A 19834-nucleotide genomic window follows, 5' to 3' on the forward strand; every position below is an offset into this window, starting at 1 on the left:
GTCGTGCCCGTCAAGTTGGCTTGAGTTGTTGACTACTTTCCGGTTGACTTGGCAAAGTCTCCTGCATTGACAATGGTGAAGTTCGCCAAATCAAGATGTCTTTTCATTGCTGCCTGCACGTCTGCCGGTTTCAGGACTTGCACTTTCTTGTCCAGCGCGGCGTTCCACGCAAACGTGCGCCCGACGAACAGATGCGTCGCCAGTGCGGCCGCAAGCCGGGCATCGTTACTGCGGGATAGCTGCTGTACCTGCGCATAGCCTGATTTCGCCGCCGCCACTTCGGCAGCCAGAAATCCTTCGTTGGCAATCCTGGCCATTTCATCGCGAAAGGCCGTTTCGACCTTGGCTTTGTTCTGCGGCGCGAATTGCGCGCTGGCACTCCAGCTACCGGCGGGATCAAGTGAATTGATATCCAGGCTGGAGTAAACGGCGTAACTCAAGCCCTCCTTCACACGAATGCGCGCCACCAGACGCGCGGCGAAGTCGGCACCCCCGCCCAGCATCCAGTCGGCCAGCATCAACGCCGCATAATCCGGGTCGTCTTCACTAAGATTGACGTTGGCGCGGGCAATGAAAGTAGCGCTTTCCTTGTCGGGGGTCTCGATGGCTCTGACCGCTGCGGGAATGGCACGAAATTCTTCCGTTACGCGCTTGAAGTTCTTGCCGGATTTCCAGTTGCCGAAAAGCTCCGGCAGCACGGCGTTGATCACTTTTTCATCGAAGTCGCCAACGATCGCAATCTGTGCGTTGTTGCTACCGAAGAAATCCCGGTAGAAAACCTTCGCGTCGTCTAGTTTCGCCGCTTTGACGCGCGCAACGCTGTCCTTCAATGACACCGATGCGCGGACATCATCCGGCGGGTAGATGTTGAAATGCAGGCCGACGGCTTCGTCGGCGAGTGAGGCGGGATCGGACTGCGCGGCCTCAAGTTCCGCCAGTAGCTCCTGCTTATGCAGATCGAATTCCTTTTCCGGCAGGGTGGACTCGCGCAACATTTCAGCAACTAGCTTTAGCGCCGGCACTAGTGTGTCGCGCTTGGCCGTGATGTTGGCATAAGCACGTGTCGGTGTCGCACCGACCGCTATGCTGGCTTTCAGGTTGTCGATGGCCTCGCGAAGCTGCTCACGGCTCTTGCCTTTGGTGCCACGCATCAACAGGCCGCCGACCATCTGCGCATTGGTGCGCTGGCCCTTGAGATTATTTTCGTCGCCATAGCGAAATACCAGTTGTGCGCTCACGGTTTCGCCGCGCGTCTTCTTCGCCAGCAACGCCATCTTCATTCCGCCAGGCAGTTCAGTGCGCTTCACACGCTTCTCGATAACTTCCGGGGTCGGGTCAAACGCTTCCCCCTTGGCGATCGGCGGCTCGCCCTTGTAATCCTGCAGCACACCGCCCACATCGGCAACCACCGGGACTTCGATGCGGTCGGGTTTCTGCATGGGCACGAAGACGCCGAGCGTGCGATTCGACGGCTTCAGATATGTCAGCGCCACACGCTGTACGTCGCCCGCCGTCGCATTGCGAAGGCGGTCGCGGTTGAGAAAGAACAAGCGCCAGTCACCCGCGCCAATTGCCTCGGATAACTGCATCGCGAGGTTTACCGAGTTGTTCATGGTCAGGTCAATATACTTCAGCTGCTTTGACCTGGCGCGCTCAACTTCCTCGGCGGTCACCGGGTTTGCGGCGAAGCCCTCAAGCGTCTTGACGAACAGCGCGCGCGCCTCGTCCAGAGAATGTTCCTTGCGCAGTTCCGCCCACAACAGAAGCGCCGAGGGATCGCGGTATTCCTGGCTGTAGCTGGACACGCTCGTGGCCATCTTCGTTTCCACCAGCGCCTTATGCAGGCGTCCTGAAGGCGTATTGGCCAATACGTCGGTCAACAGCACCGTAAGCGCGTAATCGGCGTGCGCCAGGGATGGGACATGGAAACCTGCCATCACGGCCTGGATGTCGCCGACGCGCTCGAGTTTAACGACGCGCTCGCCATCCTGCACCGGTTCCTGCGTGTAAAGATTTTGAAGCTTGCGTGCCGGCTTGGCGATGCGGCCGAAATGTTTGGAAATCATTGCCAGCGTTTTCGCCTCATCGATGCGACCGGCCACCGTCAGCACTGCGTTGTCAGGCTGGTAATGGTTGCGATAGAACGCCTGCAGACGCGGGATCGGCACATTCTCAATATCCGAACGCGCACCGATGGTAGCCTTGCCGTAGTTGTGCCACAGGTACATCGTCGAGATGATGCGTTCAGTAAGGATATTGGTCGGATCGTTCTCGCCGATCTCGAACTCGTTGCGCACGACCGGCATTTCCGTGGCCAGATCTTCCTTGCGAATGAACGAATTCAGCATGCGGTCCGCTTCAATTCCCAAGGCCCAGTCGAGGTTGGCGTCCGAGGCGGTAAACGTCTCGTAGTAGTTGGTGCGGTCGTTCGACGTCGAGGCATTCCATTGCGCGCCGCGCTGGGTAAATTCATCGGTAATCTTCGGATGCTTCTTGCTTCCCTTGAACAGCATGTGTTCAAGCAAATGCGCCATGCCGGTCTCGCCGTAGTTTTCGTGACGCGAGCCAACAAGGTAGGTAATGTTCACGACTATTTGCGGCTTCGAGGGATCCGGCGCAAGCAGTACTTCCAGGCCGTTGGCAAACCGATACTGGGTAATGCCCTCGACGGAGGTAATTTTGCTGACCCCCTTGGGCAGGGGCGGTATTTTTTCCAGTGCGATGACCGGAACGGCGGCAAGGAATACAAAAAGTGCCGTGCAAGCCAGGAGAAGTTTTTTCAAGGTTCTGCCTCGGGATGTAATTCGACGTGATAGGTAATTTTAGCTTCCGCCACGGGAAGGGTTGTAGCAATGTGTGGCGTCCGCACTGTGGAGTAGCGGATGCAGATCGCCATTTGGCGGGCATTTCCAGGCATTTTTGCCTCGAATGCCGCGCCAGTGCTAGGGGCTTTCTATTTCTGCGCTGACGCTTCGCGCTGGCGACGGGCCTCGAACAGGCACACGCCCGAGGCCACCGAGACATTCAGGCTTTCAACTGCACCGAACATCGGAATGCTGATGATCTGATCGCAGTTCTCGCGCGTGAGGCGCCGCAGGCCCTCGCCTTCAGCACCAAGAACCCACGCCAGCGGGCCTTGGAGTTTTGCCTCAAACAGGGACGATTGGCCATCTTCGTCCGCACCCACAATCCAGATCTCGCGGTCTTTCAACTCACGCAACGTACGCGCAAGATTCGTAACAGTGATATAGGGAATCGACTCCGCGGCGCCGGAAGCAACCTTCATCGCCGCGGCGGTAAGCCCTACGCTGCGGTCTTTCGGTGCAATCACCGCGTGCGCACCTGCCGCATCGGCCACCCGCAAACAGGCCCCCAGGTTATGCGGATCGGTCACGCCATCGAGCAACAGCAACAGCGGCGGCACCGTCAGCGCATCCAGCACGTCGTCCACAAACTGAGGCAGCTTTGTTGGCTCTACCATCGCCACCACGCCCTGATGACGCACGGTGCCGCACATGCCATCCAGCCGCTTGCCGTCCACCGCCATGATTCGCAGTTCCTTGCCCTTCGCGATCTCCTGCATTGCCTGCATGCGTTTGTCATCACGCTTGGCATCGACATAGATTTCACGGACGCTTTCCGGCCGGGTACGAAGACGCGCGCCAACCGCATGAAAGCCAAAAATAATCTGCGGCTTCATTTCTTCTTTCGGGAAAGCAGCGCGCCGGGGCCTTTGTTCGTGGTGCTCTTGCGGGTCCCGGGACTGGTCGGGACGGCGGCAGCGGACGACTTAATAGTAGTACGGCTCTTGCTAGTGCTTGCAGCACTCTTGCCCTTTGATCCTTCTGCAAAGCCCAGCATTGGCGTGGTCGGCGGATGCGCGCTGTCAACGGTGATGATCTTCTTTTCCGTCTTGGCGGCACGAACCGGTTCAGGAGAAATCTGTGGCGGCGGAGTAGGCCGCTTGACGCCCTTTTCCAGCGCGCCTTTGCCAATTACGCCCTTGTCGCCCTTCTTGCCACCCCGGGCCCACGGCGAAGACACGTTGTCTTCATCCGCAACCATGACGGCTTTTTTCAGCCGCTCGCTGGCCAGCACAAAGTCGATCTTGCTGGTCTCGATATCAACCCGCGCAACTTTGATATTGACGCGATCCGCGAGCTGGAAGCGCTTGTTGCTGCGCTCGCCGACGATCTGGTGCTTGGCCTGGTCGAAGTGGAAATAGTCCTGTCCGAGCTCTGAAATATGCACCAGTCCCTCGACGTAAACATCGTCGAGCGTGACAAAAATGCCAAAGCCGGTGACGCCGCTGATCGTTCCGGGGAACTCCTCGCCGAGGCGATCTTTCATGTAGTAGCACTTCAACCAGGAATTGACATCCCGCGTTGCTTCATCGGCGCGGCGCTCGGTCGCCGAGCATTGCAGCCCCAGTTGATCCCAGGGCACCTTGGGGTCGTATGTCGTACCGGCGAGGATTGCCTTGATGGAGCGGTGTGTCAGAAGATCGGGATAGCGGCGAATAGGCGACGTGAAGTGCGTATAGGCGTCATACGCAAGACCGAAGTGGCCGATGTTGTCCGGGCTGTAGACTGCCTGCTTCATCGAGCGCAGGAGCACCGTCTGTAGCAGCGGTGCATCGGGGCGGTCCTTGATCTTTTTCAGCAACGCAGAATAGTCGGCCGGTTTCGGCTCACTTCCTCCCGGCAACTGCAACGCAAAATCTTTCAGCATGGTCCGCAGCGATTCCAGTTTTTCTTCGCTTGGACTCGCATGGATGCGATACAACGCGGATTGTTCGTTCTCAAGCAAATATTCTGCCGCGCAGACATTGGCCGCCAGCATGCATTCTTCAATCAGCCGATGTGCATCATTGCGCAGTGTCGGGATGATCTTCTCGATCTTGCCGACATCGTCGAAAATCATCACGGTTTCGGCGGTATCAAAGTCAATGGCGCCGCGCTTGTTGCGCGCCGCCAGAAGCACCTGGAATACCGAGTCGAGTTGTCGCAAATGCTGCAGCAAGTTCTCTTCGATGCCATGGTCGGTTTCAAAGGCATAGAGCGCCTTGGCGACATTGGTGTAGGTCAGCCGGGCTGCAGAATGAAATACCGCTTCCATAAACTGATAGCGCTTGATCTCGCCACTCGCAGAAATGGACATTTCGCACACCAGCGCCAGCCGATCGACATCCGGCTTCAGCGAACACATTTCATTGGACAACGTTTCTGGCAGCATCGGAATCACACGCCGCGGGAAATAGACCGAATTACCGCGGTTTCGCGCCTCCATGTCGAGCGCATCGCCGGTTTTCACGTAGTGCGAGACATCGGCAATAGCCACCAGCAGCCGAAAGCCCTTGCCCTGCTTCTCGCAGAACACGGCATCGTCGAAATCCCGGGCCGTCTCCCCGTCAATAGTGACAAAAGGATAGTCACGCAAATCCTGGCGCCCCTTGATATCTGCGGTAGTAACTTTTTTCGGCACCTTCTTTTCCAGCGCCTCAACCTCGCGCGGCCAGACGTGCGGCAGATCGTGCTTGCGTAACGCAATCTCGATTTCCATGCCCGGGTCGGCGTAGTTACCCAGCACCTCGATCACGCGCGCGACCGGCTCGGAATTTTTGGCGGGCTGAGCAACCAGTTCTACGGTGACAACCTGCCCCGGCTTGGCGCCGCCATCGAATCCCGGCTCGACCAGAATGTCCTGGCTGATGCGCTTGTTTTCGGCGACGACAAACAGCACGTTGTGTTCCATGAACAGCCGTCCCACGACTTTGCTGTTCTTGCGCTCGATGACCTCGACAATCGACGCTTCCCGGCGTCCTCGTCGATCGATTCCGACCGCGCGCACCATCGCGCGATCGCCGTCGAGGACTTTCTGCATCTGCTTCGGTCCCAGAAACAGGTCGTCCGAACCGTCATCCGGAATCAGGAAGCCAAAACCATCCGGATGCCCCTGCACGCGTCCCGGTATCAGATCGAGCTTTTCCACCAGGCAGATATCGCCGTGGCGGTTCTTCATGACTTGCGCTTCGCGCTCCATGGCGCCGAGACGCCGCTGGAAACCTTCCATTTCCGCGTCGTTTATATGCAAATGCGCCGCGAGCTGGGCCGGATTCATCGGCACGCCGACACTTTCCAGCACTTCAAGGATCATTTCGCGGCTGGGAATCGGGTTTTCGTACTTGGCCTGCTCGCGCGCATGATGCGGATCAACCCGACGGGCCGACTTCCCGGCGGGCTTGGCGGAGGCTGCTGATTTATTGTTCTTCTTGGTCAAGATGGCTTTCGGCACAAAGTTGAAATTATTCTCTCAGGGTGGACAGTCACGGCGGAATTCGCTATGATTCGGCCTCATTTTACGCGAAGCACCGGATAGCTAGGTGGCTTTCGCAACCATCGCCCGGATGGCGGAATTGGTAGACGCACCAGGTTCAGGTCCTGGCGCCGGCAACGGTGTGGAGGTTCGAGTCCTCTTTCGGGCACCAAATTGAAAAACCCGCTTCGGCGGTTTTTTTTCGTTTCTCGCCCGAAAAGCAATGCCCTGCGGCATTGCGTGGGGACGAGAAAGGCCCGCCATGCAGGGCGGGCCGGGGTCGCGCGAGCGAAGCGAAGTGAGACCGAGTCCGTCGTCCACAGCGTGCGAAGCATGTCAGATCAATGCCTTTCCCCTTTCCTTGACGCTTCTTAAGGATTGCCCCTTTCGACAAGCATACGCTTCGGCGATGGAACTACGGAACACCCCTGCCGGGTTCGACGAACCGCTCGCGGCACTCTTTGCGTGCCATCGACGCATCGAGAAGCAACTGGCGACGCTCTCTCAGCTACAAAAACACCTGACCAGGCACGTCTGCGACGAGGAAGCGATCTCGACGGCAACAGGCATCTTGCGTTATTTCCTCGAGGCGGCGGCCAACCATCATGCCGACGAGGAGTCCGACCTGTTCCCACGCCTGCTGCGGGCCGCGCAGGCTACCGCGGATCACGCACTTGCCTACGAACTCGTCTCGCACCTGCTCGTCGAACACCGCGATATGGAACTGCGTTGGAGTCGAGTTCGTGAGGAACTGGAGAAATTGAAACCGGGCGAAATTGGAAGCCTCGACCTTGAACTGTGCAAGGAGTTCACCCGTGATTATGCAAGCCATATCGATCGCGAGGACAACCAGTTATTGCCGCTGGCCAAGCGGGTTCTGACGCCAAAGGAACTTGAAGCGCTGGGAAACGCAATGGCAAAGCGGCGCGGGCTTGATCTCCCCTTCCCCGGCTCCGGCGCATAGCCGATATTTATCAATCCCCGCGGCAATGAAGCCGCCTTCGTTCGAGTCCTCTTTTGATCCCATATTCATTGCGCCGGTTGGCGGATGCACCCCACCGCCTGTTCTTCTTTCTCGGCACGCTAAGCTTGATTGCCGCGAGCATCTGGTGGCTTTTCGTACTGTTGCTGCGCCAGGCCACTTCCGGATGGTTGGCGTCCACCGCCGGCATGTCGTCACACCTGCATCCGTTGGTCATGGTCTACGGATTCTTTCCATTCTTCATCTTCGGTTTTGCCTACACGGCGGGCCCGCGTTGGCTGCAGGTTCCGCCGCCCGCCCGTAGTGTCTACCTTGTGCCGGGTGCGGGAATGGGAATTGCGCTCTTCCTGATGTACCCGGCAATGCTCGTGGGCGACCGCGCGGTGGGTCTTGCGCTCGCGCTCTATGCAACCTGCGCGGGCATGTTGTGGCTGCGCTTCAGCACCCTGATCACAAAAAGCCGTACGATGGACAAGGTACACGCACGCCTTGTGCAACTGAGCCTCGCCATTGGCGGCACTACATTGCTCTACGCCATCACAGGCATTGCGACCGGCCACGAGTGGCGCGATGCCGTGCGCAGCGCGGGTGTTTGGGGATTCCTGGTGCCGCTGTTTTGCACCGTCTGCCACCGCATGCTGCCGTTCTTCACCGCATCGGCGTTGGATAGTCACTTTTTCTGGCGCCCTTGGTGGCTGCTCGGCGCCATGGTTTCAGGATCGTGGCTGCACGGCATACTGGATTTTTCGGGTGCGTCACGCTGGCTCTGGATCGTTGACGGACCAATGGCGTTCATATGTTTCACCATGGTGTGGCGCTGGGGCCTGATTCAAAGTTTGCGCAACCGGCTGCTTGCCATGCTCCACTTGAGCTTCGTATGGCTGGCCATTGCCTACACGCTGTCGTTCGTGCAAGCGTCACTCGCGCACGCGGGCATTGACGTACTCGGCCTGGGCCCGATGCATGCGGTATCGATCGGTTTTCTCGCTTCAATTACCATCGCCATGGTGACCCGTGTCACTTGCGGACACTCCGGTCGCATGCTCGCAGCCGACAATATCACGTGGGGCTTGTTTCTCGTTTTCCAGTTAGCGACCATCTCTCGGGTCGCGGCGGAAGCATTTCCCGGCTACTACACGGGTTTGATTGTCATTGCGTCAGCAATCTGGTGCGCCTGCTTCGGCACATGGGTTTGGCGAAATGCGCGGATTTATCTTGCACCAAGGGAAGACGGCATGCCCGGCTAGTGCGCCGCGCGAGACCTTAAGATAACTCGTGCGCCACCGCTAACGCAGCCGCAAACAGCACCAGCGCGCCAGCTTGGTGCGCGGCACCCAGCGCGACCGGTACGAACATCAGCAGTGTTGCGACACCCAGCGAAAACTGAATGACCAGCGCACCGACGAGCAGATGCGAAGTGATACGCGCCGACCGGGAAACCATTGAATGCGACACGCGCCACCACAATACTGGGACCAGTATCGTCAGCGCCCAGGCAATCAAGCGATGATCAAACTGCACGGTACCCATGTTGCCGATGAAGTTTGCGTACCAGGGGTCGATGACAAACATGTCGGGGGGATGAAGTGGCCATGCATGAGTGGAAACGTGTTGTACGCCAGTCCCGCCCGCAAACCGGCCACTAACCCTCCGGACAACACCATCAGAAAAACGAGGCTGGCGAGCCACTGCGAGAATCGGGCTAGGGTTCTGGGCGCTTGCTCGCGCAAATGACGCGGAAACAGCAGGTCCATCGCCACCCAGAACTGCGCCGCGAATATCACAAAGGCCAAGCCCAAATGCGCGGTCAGCCGTAGGTGGCTGACCCGCGGCTCGTCCACCAGCCCGCTCTTGACCATGTACCAGCCCATTCCCCCCTGCAAAGCACCCAAGAGGAAAATGCCGCCAAGCCTCCATGCCAGCGTGCCGCGCGCATTACCGCGCCACAGAAAATAGACGAATGGCACGAAGAACACCACGCCGATCAGGCGCCCCAGCAGGCGGTGAAAATACTCCCACCAGAAAATGCCCTTGAATTCCTCGACGCCCATGTTGAAATTGCGCTGCTTGAATTCCGGCGTCAGCTGGTACTTCTGGAATGTCGCCTGCCATTCGGCATCATTGAGTGGCGGAATCGTACCGACAAACGGCTGCCACTCGACAATCGAAAGCCCTGAATGGGTGAGCCGGGTTACCCCGCCCACGACGACCATGGCAAACAACATGGCACAGCAAAGCAGCAGCCAGATCGCGACTGCCCGGGATGCGGGCACGGCACCAAGTCTGCCAGAAGGTGAAAGCGGTTTATTGACAACAGTGGAATTGTTCATTTTTTCAATCGTCGAAAACAACGCCGTGGGAATTTGCGCCAATCCGCGCCAAGACCGGCATTTTGCATGAAGCCAGTTAATCACAGTGGAACTGTGGTTTTCTTAAGGCACATCAAGTAAATCCCGCACCCATCTCCCTAAAGTGTGGGCACACGCCGGCCCGCGCTTTCAGCATGGAGGCCGACGATATTTCGTCCAAGGAGAACGCCATGTCAGAGACCAACATCACCGGTGCCGCACCGCACCAATCCGACGATCCCAATGAACCGGTGCCAATGATGCAACAGTTGCTGGACAACCCATTCCTGCTGTTGTTCCTCGGCGTGCTGATTCCGATGGTCGTCTATTCGCTTTGGGGCGTCATCGACATCTTGACCGTCCCGCTCGCCAAGTAAGTTTCACCCATCCGGCCGGAATCAACCGCGCCAAACACGGAGGAGAAAACATGAGTGCAATATTGCCCCCATCCGAACGGCTGTGGTGGAAGCACCCGCTTGATCGCGTCGAAGGTACCTGGATCGTCATCTCACTGGTGTGGTGTCTGACGATGTTTACGATGATGGTCGGCTGGCATGTCTACGGCAAGCAGAATCTTTCCACCGAGACTTACAAGACCACGCCGGAACAATTTTCGAACAAGACACAGGCGATGGTCGACAAGTACACCGTGCGCACCGAGACCGACCAGAAAATTCCGGTGGTCGCGCCACCGCCGGGCAGCGATGTTTATCTTATCGCCAGGCTATGGAGTTTCTGGCCGCTGATCGAGCTCGAAAAAGGCAAAACCTACCGCCTGCACCTGACCTCGATGGATTATAACCACGGCTTTTCGCTACAGCCTGTCAATATCAATATTCAGATCGTGCCCGGCTATGAACATGTGGTGAAGATCACGCCAAACCAGTCGGGTACTTATACGATCGTGTGCAACGAGTTCTGCGGCATCAACCATCATACGATGGTGAGCCGGATTTACGTGAAATAAGGGGGTAAACATGACAACAACCACTTACCGGACCTGCCCTCGTTCGGGGCTGCAATTTGAGTCCCAAGCCGAAAAACTGATGATTGTGAATGCCGTGACCGCCGTTGTGGCGCTGCTGGTCGGCGGAATTCTGGCAGTTGGCGTGGTACTCACACGCTGGCCGACCATCCATTGGCTGGCGGCGGACACTTTCTACATGGTGCTCACCGCGCATGGCATCGACATGCTGATCTTCTGGATCATTTTCTTTGAGGTCGCGGTACTGTATTTCTGCTCATCCACGCTTCTTCGATGTCGAATTGCCACGCCCAGGATTGCCTGGCTGGCCTTTGTGCTGATGCTGGTTGGCGCGGTAATGAACAACATTGCCGTGTTCCAGGGCAGTTCGAGCGTCATGATGACGTCCTATGTGCCGATGATGGCCGCACCCACCTTTTATCTCGGTCTGATCCTGTTTGCGGTTGGCGCACTGGTTGCCTGCTTCATCTTTTTCGGCACGCTGGTTATCGCCAAGCGTGAGAAAACCTACCAGGGCTCGGTGCCACTCGTGACCTTCGGCGCCATCACCGCTGCCATCATCGCAGTATTTACAATCACCTCTGGTGCCATCATCCTCATTCCGACATTTCTGATGTCAGTGGGCGTGATCCAGCATGTGGATGCGCTGGTATATCGGACGATCTGGTGGGCGTTCGGCCACTCTTCGCAGCAGATCAATGTTGCCGCGCACATATCGATCTGGTACGCGGTCGCCGCCATTGCCTTTGGCGCAAAGCCGATGTCCGAGCGCGTGAGTCGTGGTGCGTTCCTGCTCTATATCCTGTTCCTGCAATTGGCGAGCGCACATCACCTGCTCGCTGATCCGGGTGTCAGCACGGCATGGAAGGTCGTCAACACCAGCTACTTCATGTATTTCGCCGTGCTGGCATCGATGATCCATGGCCTCACCATTCCGGGCGCCATCGAAGTTGCGCAACGCGCGAAAGGCTATAACAACGGCTTGTTCGAATGGCTGCGCAAAGCGCCATGGGGCAATCCGGTGTTCTCCGGCATGTTCATATCGCTTATCGGCTTCGGCTTCCTGGGTGGTATCTCGGGCGTCATGATGGGTACCGAGCAGCTCAACATGATCATTCACAACACGATCTACGTGCCGGGGCACTTCCACGCCACCGTCGTTATCGGCACCACGCTGTCGTTCATGGCCCTGACCTATTTCCTGATCCCGGTGCTGTTCCGGCGCGAAATGATCAATCCTGGTCTCGCCAAGTTCCAGCCCTATATGTTCGGCCTGTCGATGTACTTCTTCTGCCTGGTCATGATGGGTGCGGGTACGCTGGGCGTTTCGCGGCGCCACTGGGATATGGCCTTCAGCGGTGCCGCCATGGCATACGAGTGGCCGGGCGCGGCATACCTGATGATGGGGCTGGTTGGCGTGGCAGGTATTGCCGCCATTGCTGGAGGCGCCATCTACATCTACATCACGGTCGGCTCGCTGCTTTGGGGCAAGAAACTGGACACCGGTGCGGTAAGCGCCAAGTTCACGCCGATCCCGCCAACCGCGCCAACTATTGTTGCGCAATCGTACGGTTCCGCCGGCTTTGCCGCACCCGGCACCTTCGTGATGGCGATGGTGTTCCTGGTCTCGTTCGTGCTCTACTACTTCATCAACTGGAAATATCTGTCGCAGGTCTGGGGCCTTAGCTAGGTCTTGTGCCTCACACCAACCGGAGACCCACGACCATGAACACGATGCTGAGCACAAAGAATGTCACGGAGGCATCCGCAATTCGCATCGCCCGCGACGTGCTTGGACTGTTCAAGCTGCGCATCGGGTTCATGATCATGATTACCGCATTGGTCGGCCTGGCGGTAACACCGGGTGAAGCATTGGGGCTGTCGAAAGCGCTGGCCGTGATGGTTTCATCGGCCAGTGCAGGAGCGTTCAATCAATATTACGAACACGATAGCGATCGCCTGATGGCTCGAACGCGGGGCCGTGCCTTTGTCACCGGTGCGCTGCCGCATTCGCCCGCGTGGCTGGTACTGATTGCGCTGCTCCTGGCAGTTGCAGTCGGCGCCGCCGGCTTGTTGCTGAATCCGGTCTCGGCGGCATTCGTTTTTCTTGGCGCGTTTTTCTATGCCATCGTCTATACCGTCTGGCTGAAGCGCCGCAGTTGCTGGAATATCGTCATCGGCGGACTGGCGGGCAGCTTTGCAGTGCTGGCCGGCGCGGCGGCGGTCAATCCTGCGCTCGGCCCACTTCCGTGGCTGCTCGCGGCGGTGTTGTTCCTGTGGACGCCACCACATTTCTGGAGTCTCGCGATTGCCAATCAGGCCGAGTATGAAGCCGCGGGCGTGCCGATGTTGCCGGTGGTGGTGGGTACCGCACGCGCCGCACGCATCGTGTTGTGGAGCACAATCGCACTCGCCGTGACCGCCCTGCTACCGGTGTTTTTCGGTGCAGGCGTGATCTACTTTACCGGAGCACTCGTCGGCGGCGGACACTTCGTTCACAAAGCGTGGCGGCTGGCGCATGCGCCGACCCGCAAGACCGCGATGGGGTCATTCTTTGCCTCATTGGTACAGTTGAGCCTGCTGCTCGCCGCCGCGACGCTCGACAGCCTCCTGCGCTAAACGCGCGGCAAGACAGCGGCCATGTCAGTTCAGCTCAACGCGGCTCGCAAGGGTACGCGATTCATATGCGCGAGACTGCTGGCAATGAATCTGCTGGCCATTGCCTTCATGGCCTGTCCCGCCCATGGCGCGCCGTCAGAAAATGGCAGTGCGGTCCCTGATTCTGCATCCGTTTCGGCAACCAAAGGGGAAACTCCCGCAACCGTCGGACTCGAGCAGACCGCCGCATTGCGCATGAGCCAGGCGGCGATCGGCAGCAAGGTCAGCGATTTCACGTTACTCGACCGTGAAGGCCGGCCGGTCCGGTTGTCAAGTTATCGCGGCAAACCGCTGCTGGTGAGCTTTATCTACACTGCGTGCTTTCAAGTCTGTCCTCTCACCACCCGATCGCTGCAAAGCGCGGTCGAAGCCGGCCGCGATGTGTTCGGCACCAATCAGTACAACATCGTCAGTATCGGTTTCAATCAGCCCGCGGATACACCCCAAGCCCTGAAGGCCTTCGCCCTCCAGCACCGCATCAATCAACCCAACTGGGAGTTTCTGAGTCCCCACGCCTCAATCGTCGAATCACTCGCGCGCGAATTCGGTTTCAGTTACGCGGCAACCCCTGCCGGTTTTGATCATGTGCTCCAGGTGACCATGCTTGACGCAGAAGGTCGAGTTTATCGGCAGATCTATGGCGAAGAGCTCAACGCCGATTCATTGGGCGAACCGCTGGTGCAATTGATGCGCAATGCGCCGGTCGCGCAGCAACTGAAGCTGGAAGACCTGATCGATCGTGTGCGTATTCTGTGCACCGTGTACGACCCCAAGACCGGCAAATACCGATACAAATACGATTTGATCATCGAAATCGCGGGCGGCGTCACCTTCGCGCTGGCAATGCTCTGGTTTTTTCTCGCCGAATGGCGTGCGCGCTGGCTTGCGCGGCGCGCGCAACGCAATCCGCGCGTAACAAAAACTGAAGCGCCAGCTTGATGCCCGTCAATCTGACCCATTAAATCAATCACGGCTTTCAGTAGCGTGTCATCCCGGTCGGGTTTCCGACCGGCAATCAAATCAGCCATGCTCAACATACTTCAGTCCGTCACGCAGCGCGCATTTCTCACCGTTGAACGAATTTTTAACGCATTCTTTGGTGAACGGCTGAACCCGTTCTACTACCTCGGCGCGATCACCTATTTTCTGCTCTGGATCGTGATCGTTACCGGCCTTTATCTGTACGCTTTCTTTGAAACCAGCGTAGTCAACGCGTATGCCTCGGTGGAGGCATTGACCCACGGTCAGCGCTACATCGGCGGCGTCATGCGCAGCGTTCATCGCTACGCCTCGGACGCACTGGTGCTGGGTATGGTTTTGCACCTCTTCCGCCACTTCACGTTTGATCACCACCGCGGATTCCGCTGGTTTTCCTGGGTTTCCGGTGTGGCGTTGCTTTGGCTCACCTATGCCTCGGGCGTCAACGGCTACATGCTGCCGTGGGATCGTCTTGCGCAGTTCGTGGTCACCGTCACCACGGAATGGTTCGATGTATTGCCAGTGATTGGCGGCTCGATGACACGCAATTTCATTACCAACGCCAATGTCAGCGACCGGCTGTTTTCACTGCTTTCGTTTATTCATATCGGACTCCCGCTCACGGTGATGGCTGTCCTTTGGATTCACACGCAGCGCGTTCCCGGCGCCAGGACCAATCCGCCGCGCCCGCTCATGTACGGCATTGTCGCCACCATGATCGTCCTTTCCTTTATCAAGCCCGCGGTCAGCCTGCCCCACGCGGATATGTCGACCATGCCGGCCCTGGTTGAATTCGACTGGTTCTATCTGCCTGCGTATGCACTCATCGATGGCTGGGGGCCGACAAAGACCTGGCTGCTCGCCATCGGCGGCACGCTGTTGCTGGTTGCGCTGCCGTGGCTGCCCCCGCGGTTTGCCGGCAAGCAAAAGCAATGGAACCTGGCATTGCATCCTGATGACCGCATTATCGCCGTGCGCACCGGCGAGACCCTGCTTGATGCCGGACTGCGCGAGGGGTTGCCGATGCCGTTCGAATGCCGCAATGGCGGTTGCGGTGTCTGCAAATGTACGTTGCTGCACGGCAAGGTTGCCCTGCAACCGTATCAGGAATCGGTGCTGACCAAAGACGAGCGCGCGGCTGGCAAGACGCTGCTTTGTTGCGCCGAGGCGTTGAGTGACGTCGAGATTGAATATGTGCCGCAGGCCGGTGCGAGGGCATTGCCGGTCAGACAATATGTCGCCCGGGTAACAAAGCTTGAACTTCTCGCGGAAGACGTCATGCGCCTTTGCGTGCAGATTGAAGGCGGCACGCCACTTAATTTCCACGCCGGGCAGTACATCAACATCGTACTTGCCGATGGCGCAAAACGCAGCTTCTCGTTCGCGACCTCACCCGAATCCACCCGTGCAGGAGAAATCGAGCTGCATGTGCGGCGGGTTGTCGGCGGCCGATTCACGACACAGGTTTTCGCGACGATGCAGGTCGGCGACGCGCTCAAATTCGAGGGGCCGATGGGTGCCTTCACGCTGCGCGAAGACAGCGACAAGCCCATTGTTTTTGTTGCCGGCTCCACCGGATTTGCGCCGGTGAAGAGCATGCTCGAACATGCCTTCCAAATCGATCTGAAACGCCAAATGATCCTGTACTGGGGCGTGCGCAGCCGGCGCGATCTTTACCTCGGCGAACTGGCCGGACAATGGGCACGCGAGCACGCCAATTTCACCTTCGTGCCGGTGCTGTCCGAGCCGCATCCCGAAGACCAATGGACCGGCCGTACCGGTCTGGTTCATGAGGCGATCCTCGCCGACTTCCCGGATCTTTCCAGGCACCAGGTATATGCATGCGGTTCGGTACAGATGGTCGAAGCCGCGTACCCGGCCTTTGTCAAACGTGGCATTTCAAGCGACGATTGTTTCTCGGATGCTTTTCATTTGGCCCCTCAGCGTCCGCTTAATGCCGGCAACGCGGAAATGGTGAAACTCGGAGGCTCGAATGTCTAGCCCGTTACCGGCACCAGTACGCTATCTCCTGCAGGTGCTCGCCTATGCCGCATTTGCTGCCTTCATCGGCTACTTTTCAACCTCGCCTGTTTATAGACAACTTGCCGACGACGAAGCGGTGGTGAAGCTCTCGTTTAGTCACTCCGCGCAATTGAAACAGGTTTGCCGCGAGCGAAGCGAGGCGGAACTGGCCAAGCTTGCGCCAAATATGCGAACCAAGCTCGACTGCCCGCGCGAACGGGCCAACGTGGCGGTCGAACTCGACATGGACGGCAAGTCGCTTTATCGCATCGACACGCCGCCCTCGGGATTGCACAAAGATGGCGCCGCCACGGTCTACCGCCGCCTGTCCATTCCCGCGGGCCGGCACGTATTCCTTGCACGACTTGCCGACGGGCCGACCGGGTCATTCGATCATCGTCACGAAGCCACCATGGAATTGGCGCCCGGCCAGGTGCTGATCGTCGATTTTCTGACCGGCAGTGGGGGATTCGTGTTTACGCACGGAAAATGAGTGGCGATGGCCACCGCTCTTTCCGCACTGCGCATCGCTGATGAAGGCCTGACCGGCGTATTCGATCGCGCCTTTGCACCCGCCAACAACCCGTGGCGGCATCTGGGCGCCCTGGCATTTCTTTGCCTGGTCATCTCGGTGGTCAGTGGAATCATTGCCTTTGCGCTATACGACACCAGCGTCGCCGGCGCATACGATTCAGGCTTGCGACTGCAAAACGATCCGTTACTGCTCGGCCGGCTGCTGCGCGGTATGCATCGATATGCGGCCGATGCGTTCATGGCGTTGACGGTACTGCACCTCGTGCGCGAAGCGTTGCGCGGGCATTATCGCGGCGTCCGCTGGTTCTCATGGCTAACGGGCGTTCCTTTGCTATGGATGCTGTGGCTTACCGGCATTACCGGCCTGTGGCTGCTTTGGGATGAACGCGCGCTTTACAGCGTGACCGCGGCGGCCGAGTGGCTTCAGGCGCTGCCACTCTCATCGGATCTGCTGGCCCGAAACTTTCTCACCGCGGACACCCTCAACGATCGCTTCTTCTCGCTAATCCTGTTTGTGCATATCGGCGTACCGCTACTGTTACTCGCGGCCGTATGGGTACATGTGGAGCGCATCTCCCTGCCGCGCATTTGGCCGCCCCGTTCTCTGACGACGGGGAGCCTCGTTATGCTCGCACTGCTTGCGTTGTCGGTGCCTGCGGAAAGCCTGGGTCCAGCCGATACCGGTCACGCGGTCGCGCAGCTCTCGCTTGACTGGTTTTATCTCTTCCCCCATCCCCTGGTCGATGCGATTTCCGCGCAATGGGTTTGGCTGTTGGCCGCAGTACTGACTGTCGCGCTAGCCATATTGCCGTGGGTTCGCCGGCCTGGCGCGAAGAAGGAATTGCTGGCCCGGGCCGCCCGCGTCGACCTGGCCAATTGCAACGGTTGTGCGCGCTGCGCGGCGGATTGTCCATTTGGCGCGGTGGTGATGATTCCGCGGCAGGATCAGCGCAACCACCCGCAACAGGCGTCAGTAATCAGCGATCTATGCGCGGCATGTGGCATCTGTGTGGGTGCGTGCCCCTCGTCAACGCCATTCCGGCGCATCGAAGATATCGTTTCCGGCATCGAGATGCCCGATATGCCGATCGCCGGTCTGCGTCAGCAACTGCAGCAGAAACTTGCCGGCCTGAGTGGAAGTAGCAAGGTCGTGGTTTTCGCCTGCCGATTGGCGGCGAACTTCGAATCGCTGGCCGACACCTCGACGACAGTGATACCGCTGGAGTGTGCCGGCATGTTGCCGCCATCGTTCTTCGAATACGCCACCCGCATGGGCGCATCAGGCACGGTGGTAGCAGGCTGCCGGGAAGCTGATTGCGAATATCGGCTGGGCGACCTATGGGTGCAAGAGCGCTTGAGGGGCGCTCGCGCGCCGAGGCTGCGCGCCGCCGCGCAGCGCGACCGTTTTGCGGTAGTCTGGGCGGGGCGCGAGATCGATCGCGTCAAAGCCGCCATTGCAACATTGCATGCCGACGCCCGATTGAATCCCGCCAAAATGAATCCAGCGACCGGCCCTGCAGTTGCCTTCAACGAGGTACAGCATGATTGACCCCAGATCACTCCAGGCGGCATTCGGCAACGGAACCACTGCTTCAAATACATTCGCAGCATCAGAGGCGAATTTTCTTTTCGATCTTGCCATGCCGCAGGATTCGCGAAAACCGATGGCGATGGCCTGGCTTGGCCTCGGCATGCTGGCGCTGCTGGCCTCCGGCCTGTTCTCGATCCTGCTGGTGCTATCGCGCACACCACAGTTGCAGACGCTTTTTCCGGTGGCCGATTTTTTTCGTGTGGCGCTGGTCGTGCACGTCGATCTCTCGGTGCTGGTGTGGTTTCTCGCTTTCGGCGGCGCGCTCTGGACCATGAGCGGCACACCACGTTTCACTCCATTGGCCTGGTGTGCGTTCGCCCTCTCGGCGCTCGGCACGATCACCATGAGCGCGGCACCGTTTGTCGAGCGCGCCACGCCGGTAATGGCCAACTATGTGCCGGTACTGGATGGGCCGGTGTTTCTCGCCGGCCTCATATTGTTCGGCGCAGGCATCGCGCTGCTCTGCCTGCGCTCTATGCTGGCAGCCGCACCGGTGGGGTTGCGAATCAGCGGGGACGGTGCACTTCGTTTCGGGCTCAATGCGGCACTGGTGTCATGCGCGGTCGCGGCGTTCGCGTTTGCCTGGTCCTGGGCCGTGGTCCCGCGGGAACTGGATGCGCGGATCTACTATGAACTGGTGTTCTGGGGAGGCGGCCACGTACTCCAGTTCGCCTACACATTGCTGATGCTGGTGAGTTGGGTCTGGCTTGCATCGGCCCTTGATACAGGCGCGACCTCGCGTTTATCCATGCGTTTTTCCACGCGTTTTCCATTGTCTCCGCGGGTCGTAACCTTGCTATTTGCCATCGCATTGCTTGCCGTGTTCCTGACGCCAATCACCTATCTTGCGTACGACGTTACCTCCGTCGAGCACCACCGCATGCAGACTTTGCTGATGCGCTTCGGCGGCGGCCTGGTCATTGCGCCGATTGCGCTGGCGGTGTTGTGGTCCCTGCGGTCGGCACAGGGCATGTCCGTTGAAATGCGCCCGTTGCGCACCTCCCTCATTGCCTCGCTGGTGTTGTTTTCCGCGGGCGGCATCATCGGATTCCTGATCACCGGTAACAACGTACGCATTCCCGCGCACTATCATGGTTGTATCGTCGGCGTCACACTGGCGATGATGGGAGTTGTCTATCACCTGCTGCCGCGTCTCGGTTTTGCGGCGCCCAAGTCGCTGGCCGCGATCTGGCAGCCCGTCATCTACGGCGCCGGCCAGTTGATGCACATTGTCGGCTTGGTCTGGTCGGGTGGCTACGGCGTGCAGCGCAAGGTCGCCGGTGCCGATCAGGTATTGCGTACCACGCAGGAGACCTTTGGCATGGGGCTGATGGGACTCGGCGGCCTGATTGCGATCATAGGCGGCGTGATGTTCCTGCTCATCGTTCTGCGTTCGTTGCGCCGACAGGAAGCGAGCTGAG

Annotated in this window: 14 protein-coding genes, 1 tRNA gene and 1 pseudogene; 12 read left to right on the forward strand and 4 right to left on the reverse strand. The window is 58.7% G+C overall.

The window, feature by feature from the left end; translation table 11 throughout:
* Window positions 1–32: 32 nt before the first annotated feature.
* The 3 genes from IPP88_14880 to rnr all read right to left on the reverse strand — a co-directional run bounded on the left by IPP88_14880 (window position 33) and on the right by rnr (window position 6156).
* Entirely contained in the window at window positions 33–2783 is a 2751-nt protein-coding gene (locus IPP88_14880) for an insulinase family protein (GenBank protein MBL0123947.1), read from the reverse strand.
* Between the two features lie 170 nt (window positions 2784–2953).
* A complete protein-coding gene (rlmB, locus tag IPP88_14885) occupies window positions 2954–3700 on the reverse strand; it encodes a 23S rRNA (guanosine(2251)-2'-O)-methyltransferase RlmB (GenBank protein MBL0123948.1) in 747 nt (248 codons plus the stop codon).
* Window positions 3697–6156: a ribonuclease R gene (rnr, locus tag IPP88_14890; protein MBL0123949.1), complete on the reverse strand. Its 2460-nt coding sequence runs from the start codon at window positions 6154–6156 to the stop codon at window positions 3697–3699. Before rnr ends, rlmB begins: the two co-directional genes overlap by 4 nt.
* Before the next feature lie 244 nt (window positions 6157–6400).
* On the opposite strand from rnr, the gene IPP88_14895 reads away from it, so the two are divergent.
* From IPP88_14895 to IPP88_14905, 3 genes are all read left to right on the forward strand, one after another.
* A tRNA-Leu gene (locus IPP88_14895) sits at window positions 6401–6487 on the forward strand.
* 237 nt (window positions 6488–6724) lie between these two features.
* Window positions 6725–7279, forward strand: coding sequence for a hemerythrin domain-containing protein (locus IPP88_14900; protein ID MBL0123950.1), 555 nt, complete (start codon window positions 6725–6727; stop codon window positions 7277–7279).
* A gap of 53 nt (window positions 7280–7332) precedes the next feature.
* A complete protein-coding gene (locus IPP88_14905) occupies window positions 7333–8544 on the forward strand; it encodes an NnrS family protein (protein ID MBL0123951.1) in 1212 nt (403 codons plus the stop codon).
* Between the two features lie 16 nt (window positions 8545–8560).
* Here IPP88_14905 and IPP88_14910 read toward each other — a convergent pair.
* Window positions 8561–9627 (reverse strand): annotated as a pseudogene (locus IPP88_14910) (COX15/CtaA family protein).
* Window positions 9628–9836: 209 nt separating this feature from the next.
* Between IPP88_14910 and IPP88_14915 the strand changes: the two are divergent.
* The 9 genes from IPP88_14915 (at window position 9837) to IPP88_14955 (ending at window position 19833) form a co-directional block, all read left to right on the forward strand.
* A complete protein-coding gene (locus tag IPP88_14915; protein ID MBL0123952.1) occupies window positions 9837–10022 on the forward strand; it encodes a hypothetical protein in 186 nt (61 codons plus the stop codon).
* Between the two features lie 50 nt (window positions 10023–10072).
* Window positions 10073–10612 (forward strand): cytochrome C oxidase subunit II, encoded by a 540-nt coding sequence (locus tag IPP88_14920; protein ID MBL0123953.1) that lies wholly within the window; start codon window positions 10073–10075, stop codon window positions 10610–10612.
* A 10-nt stretch (window positions 10613–10622) separates the two neighbouring features.
* Entirely contained in the window at window positions 10623–12320 is a 1698-nt protein-coding gene (locus tag IPP88_14925; protein MBL0123954.1) for a cbb3-type cytochrome c oxidase subunit I, read from the forward strand.
* A gap of 44 nt (window positions 12321–12364) precedes the next feature.
* Complete coding sequence (gene cyoE / locus IPP88_14930) at window positions 12365–13249, forward strand: protoheme IX farnesyltransferase (GenBank protein ID MBL0123955.1); 885 nt, start codon at window positions 12365–12367, stop codon at window positions 13247–13249.
* 108 nt (window positions 13250–13357) lie between these two features.
* On the forward strand, window positions 13358–14227 hold the full coding sequence (locus tag IPP88_14935; GenBank protein ID MBL0123956.1) for an SCO family protein: 870 nt from the start codon (window positions 13358–13360) through the stop codon (window positions 14225–14227).
* Window positions 14228–14314: 87 nt separating this feature from the next.
* Window positions 14315–16267, forward strand: a complete 1953-nt coding sequence (locus IPP88_14940) for a cytochrome b N-terminal domain-containing protein (protein ID MBL0123957.1) — start codon at window positions 14315–14317, stop codon at window positions 16265–16267.
* A complete protein-coding gene (locus IPP88_14945) occupies window positions 16260–16781 on the forward strand; it encodes a hypothetical protein (GenBank protein ID MBL0123958.1) in 522 nt (173 codons plus the stop codon). The genes IPP88_14940 and IPP88_14945 overlap by 8 nt, the downstream gene beginning before the upstream one ends.
* A 6-nt stretch (window positions 16782–16787) precedes the next feature.
* Window positions 16788–18371 carry a cytochrome b N-terminal domain-containing protein gene (locus IPP88_14950; protein ID MBL0123959.1) on the forward strand — a complete coding sequence of 528 codons (1584 nt, stop codon included), beginning with the start codon at window positions 16788–16790 and terminating at the stop codon, window positions 18369–18371.
* Window positions 18364–19833: a cbb3-type cytochrome c oxidase subunit I gene (locus IPP88_14955; protein MBL0123960.1), complete on the forward strand. Its 1470-nt coding sequence runs from the start codon at window positions 18364–18366 to the stop codon at window positions 19831–19833. The genes IPP88_14950 and IPP88_14955 overlap by 8 nt, the downstream gene beginning before the upstream one ends.
* Window position 19834: the final 1 nt, after the last annotated feature.

The organism is Betaproteobacteria bacterium (genome assembly GCA_016720925.1).
In the GTDB taxonomy this organism is placed as follows: Bacteria; Pseudomonadota; Gammaproteobacteria; order Burkholderiales; family Usitatibacteraceae; genus UKL13-2.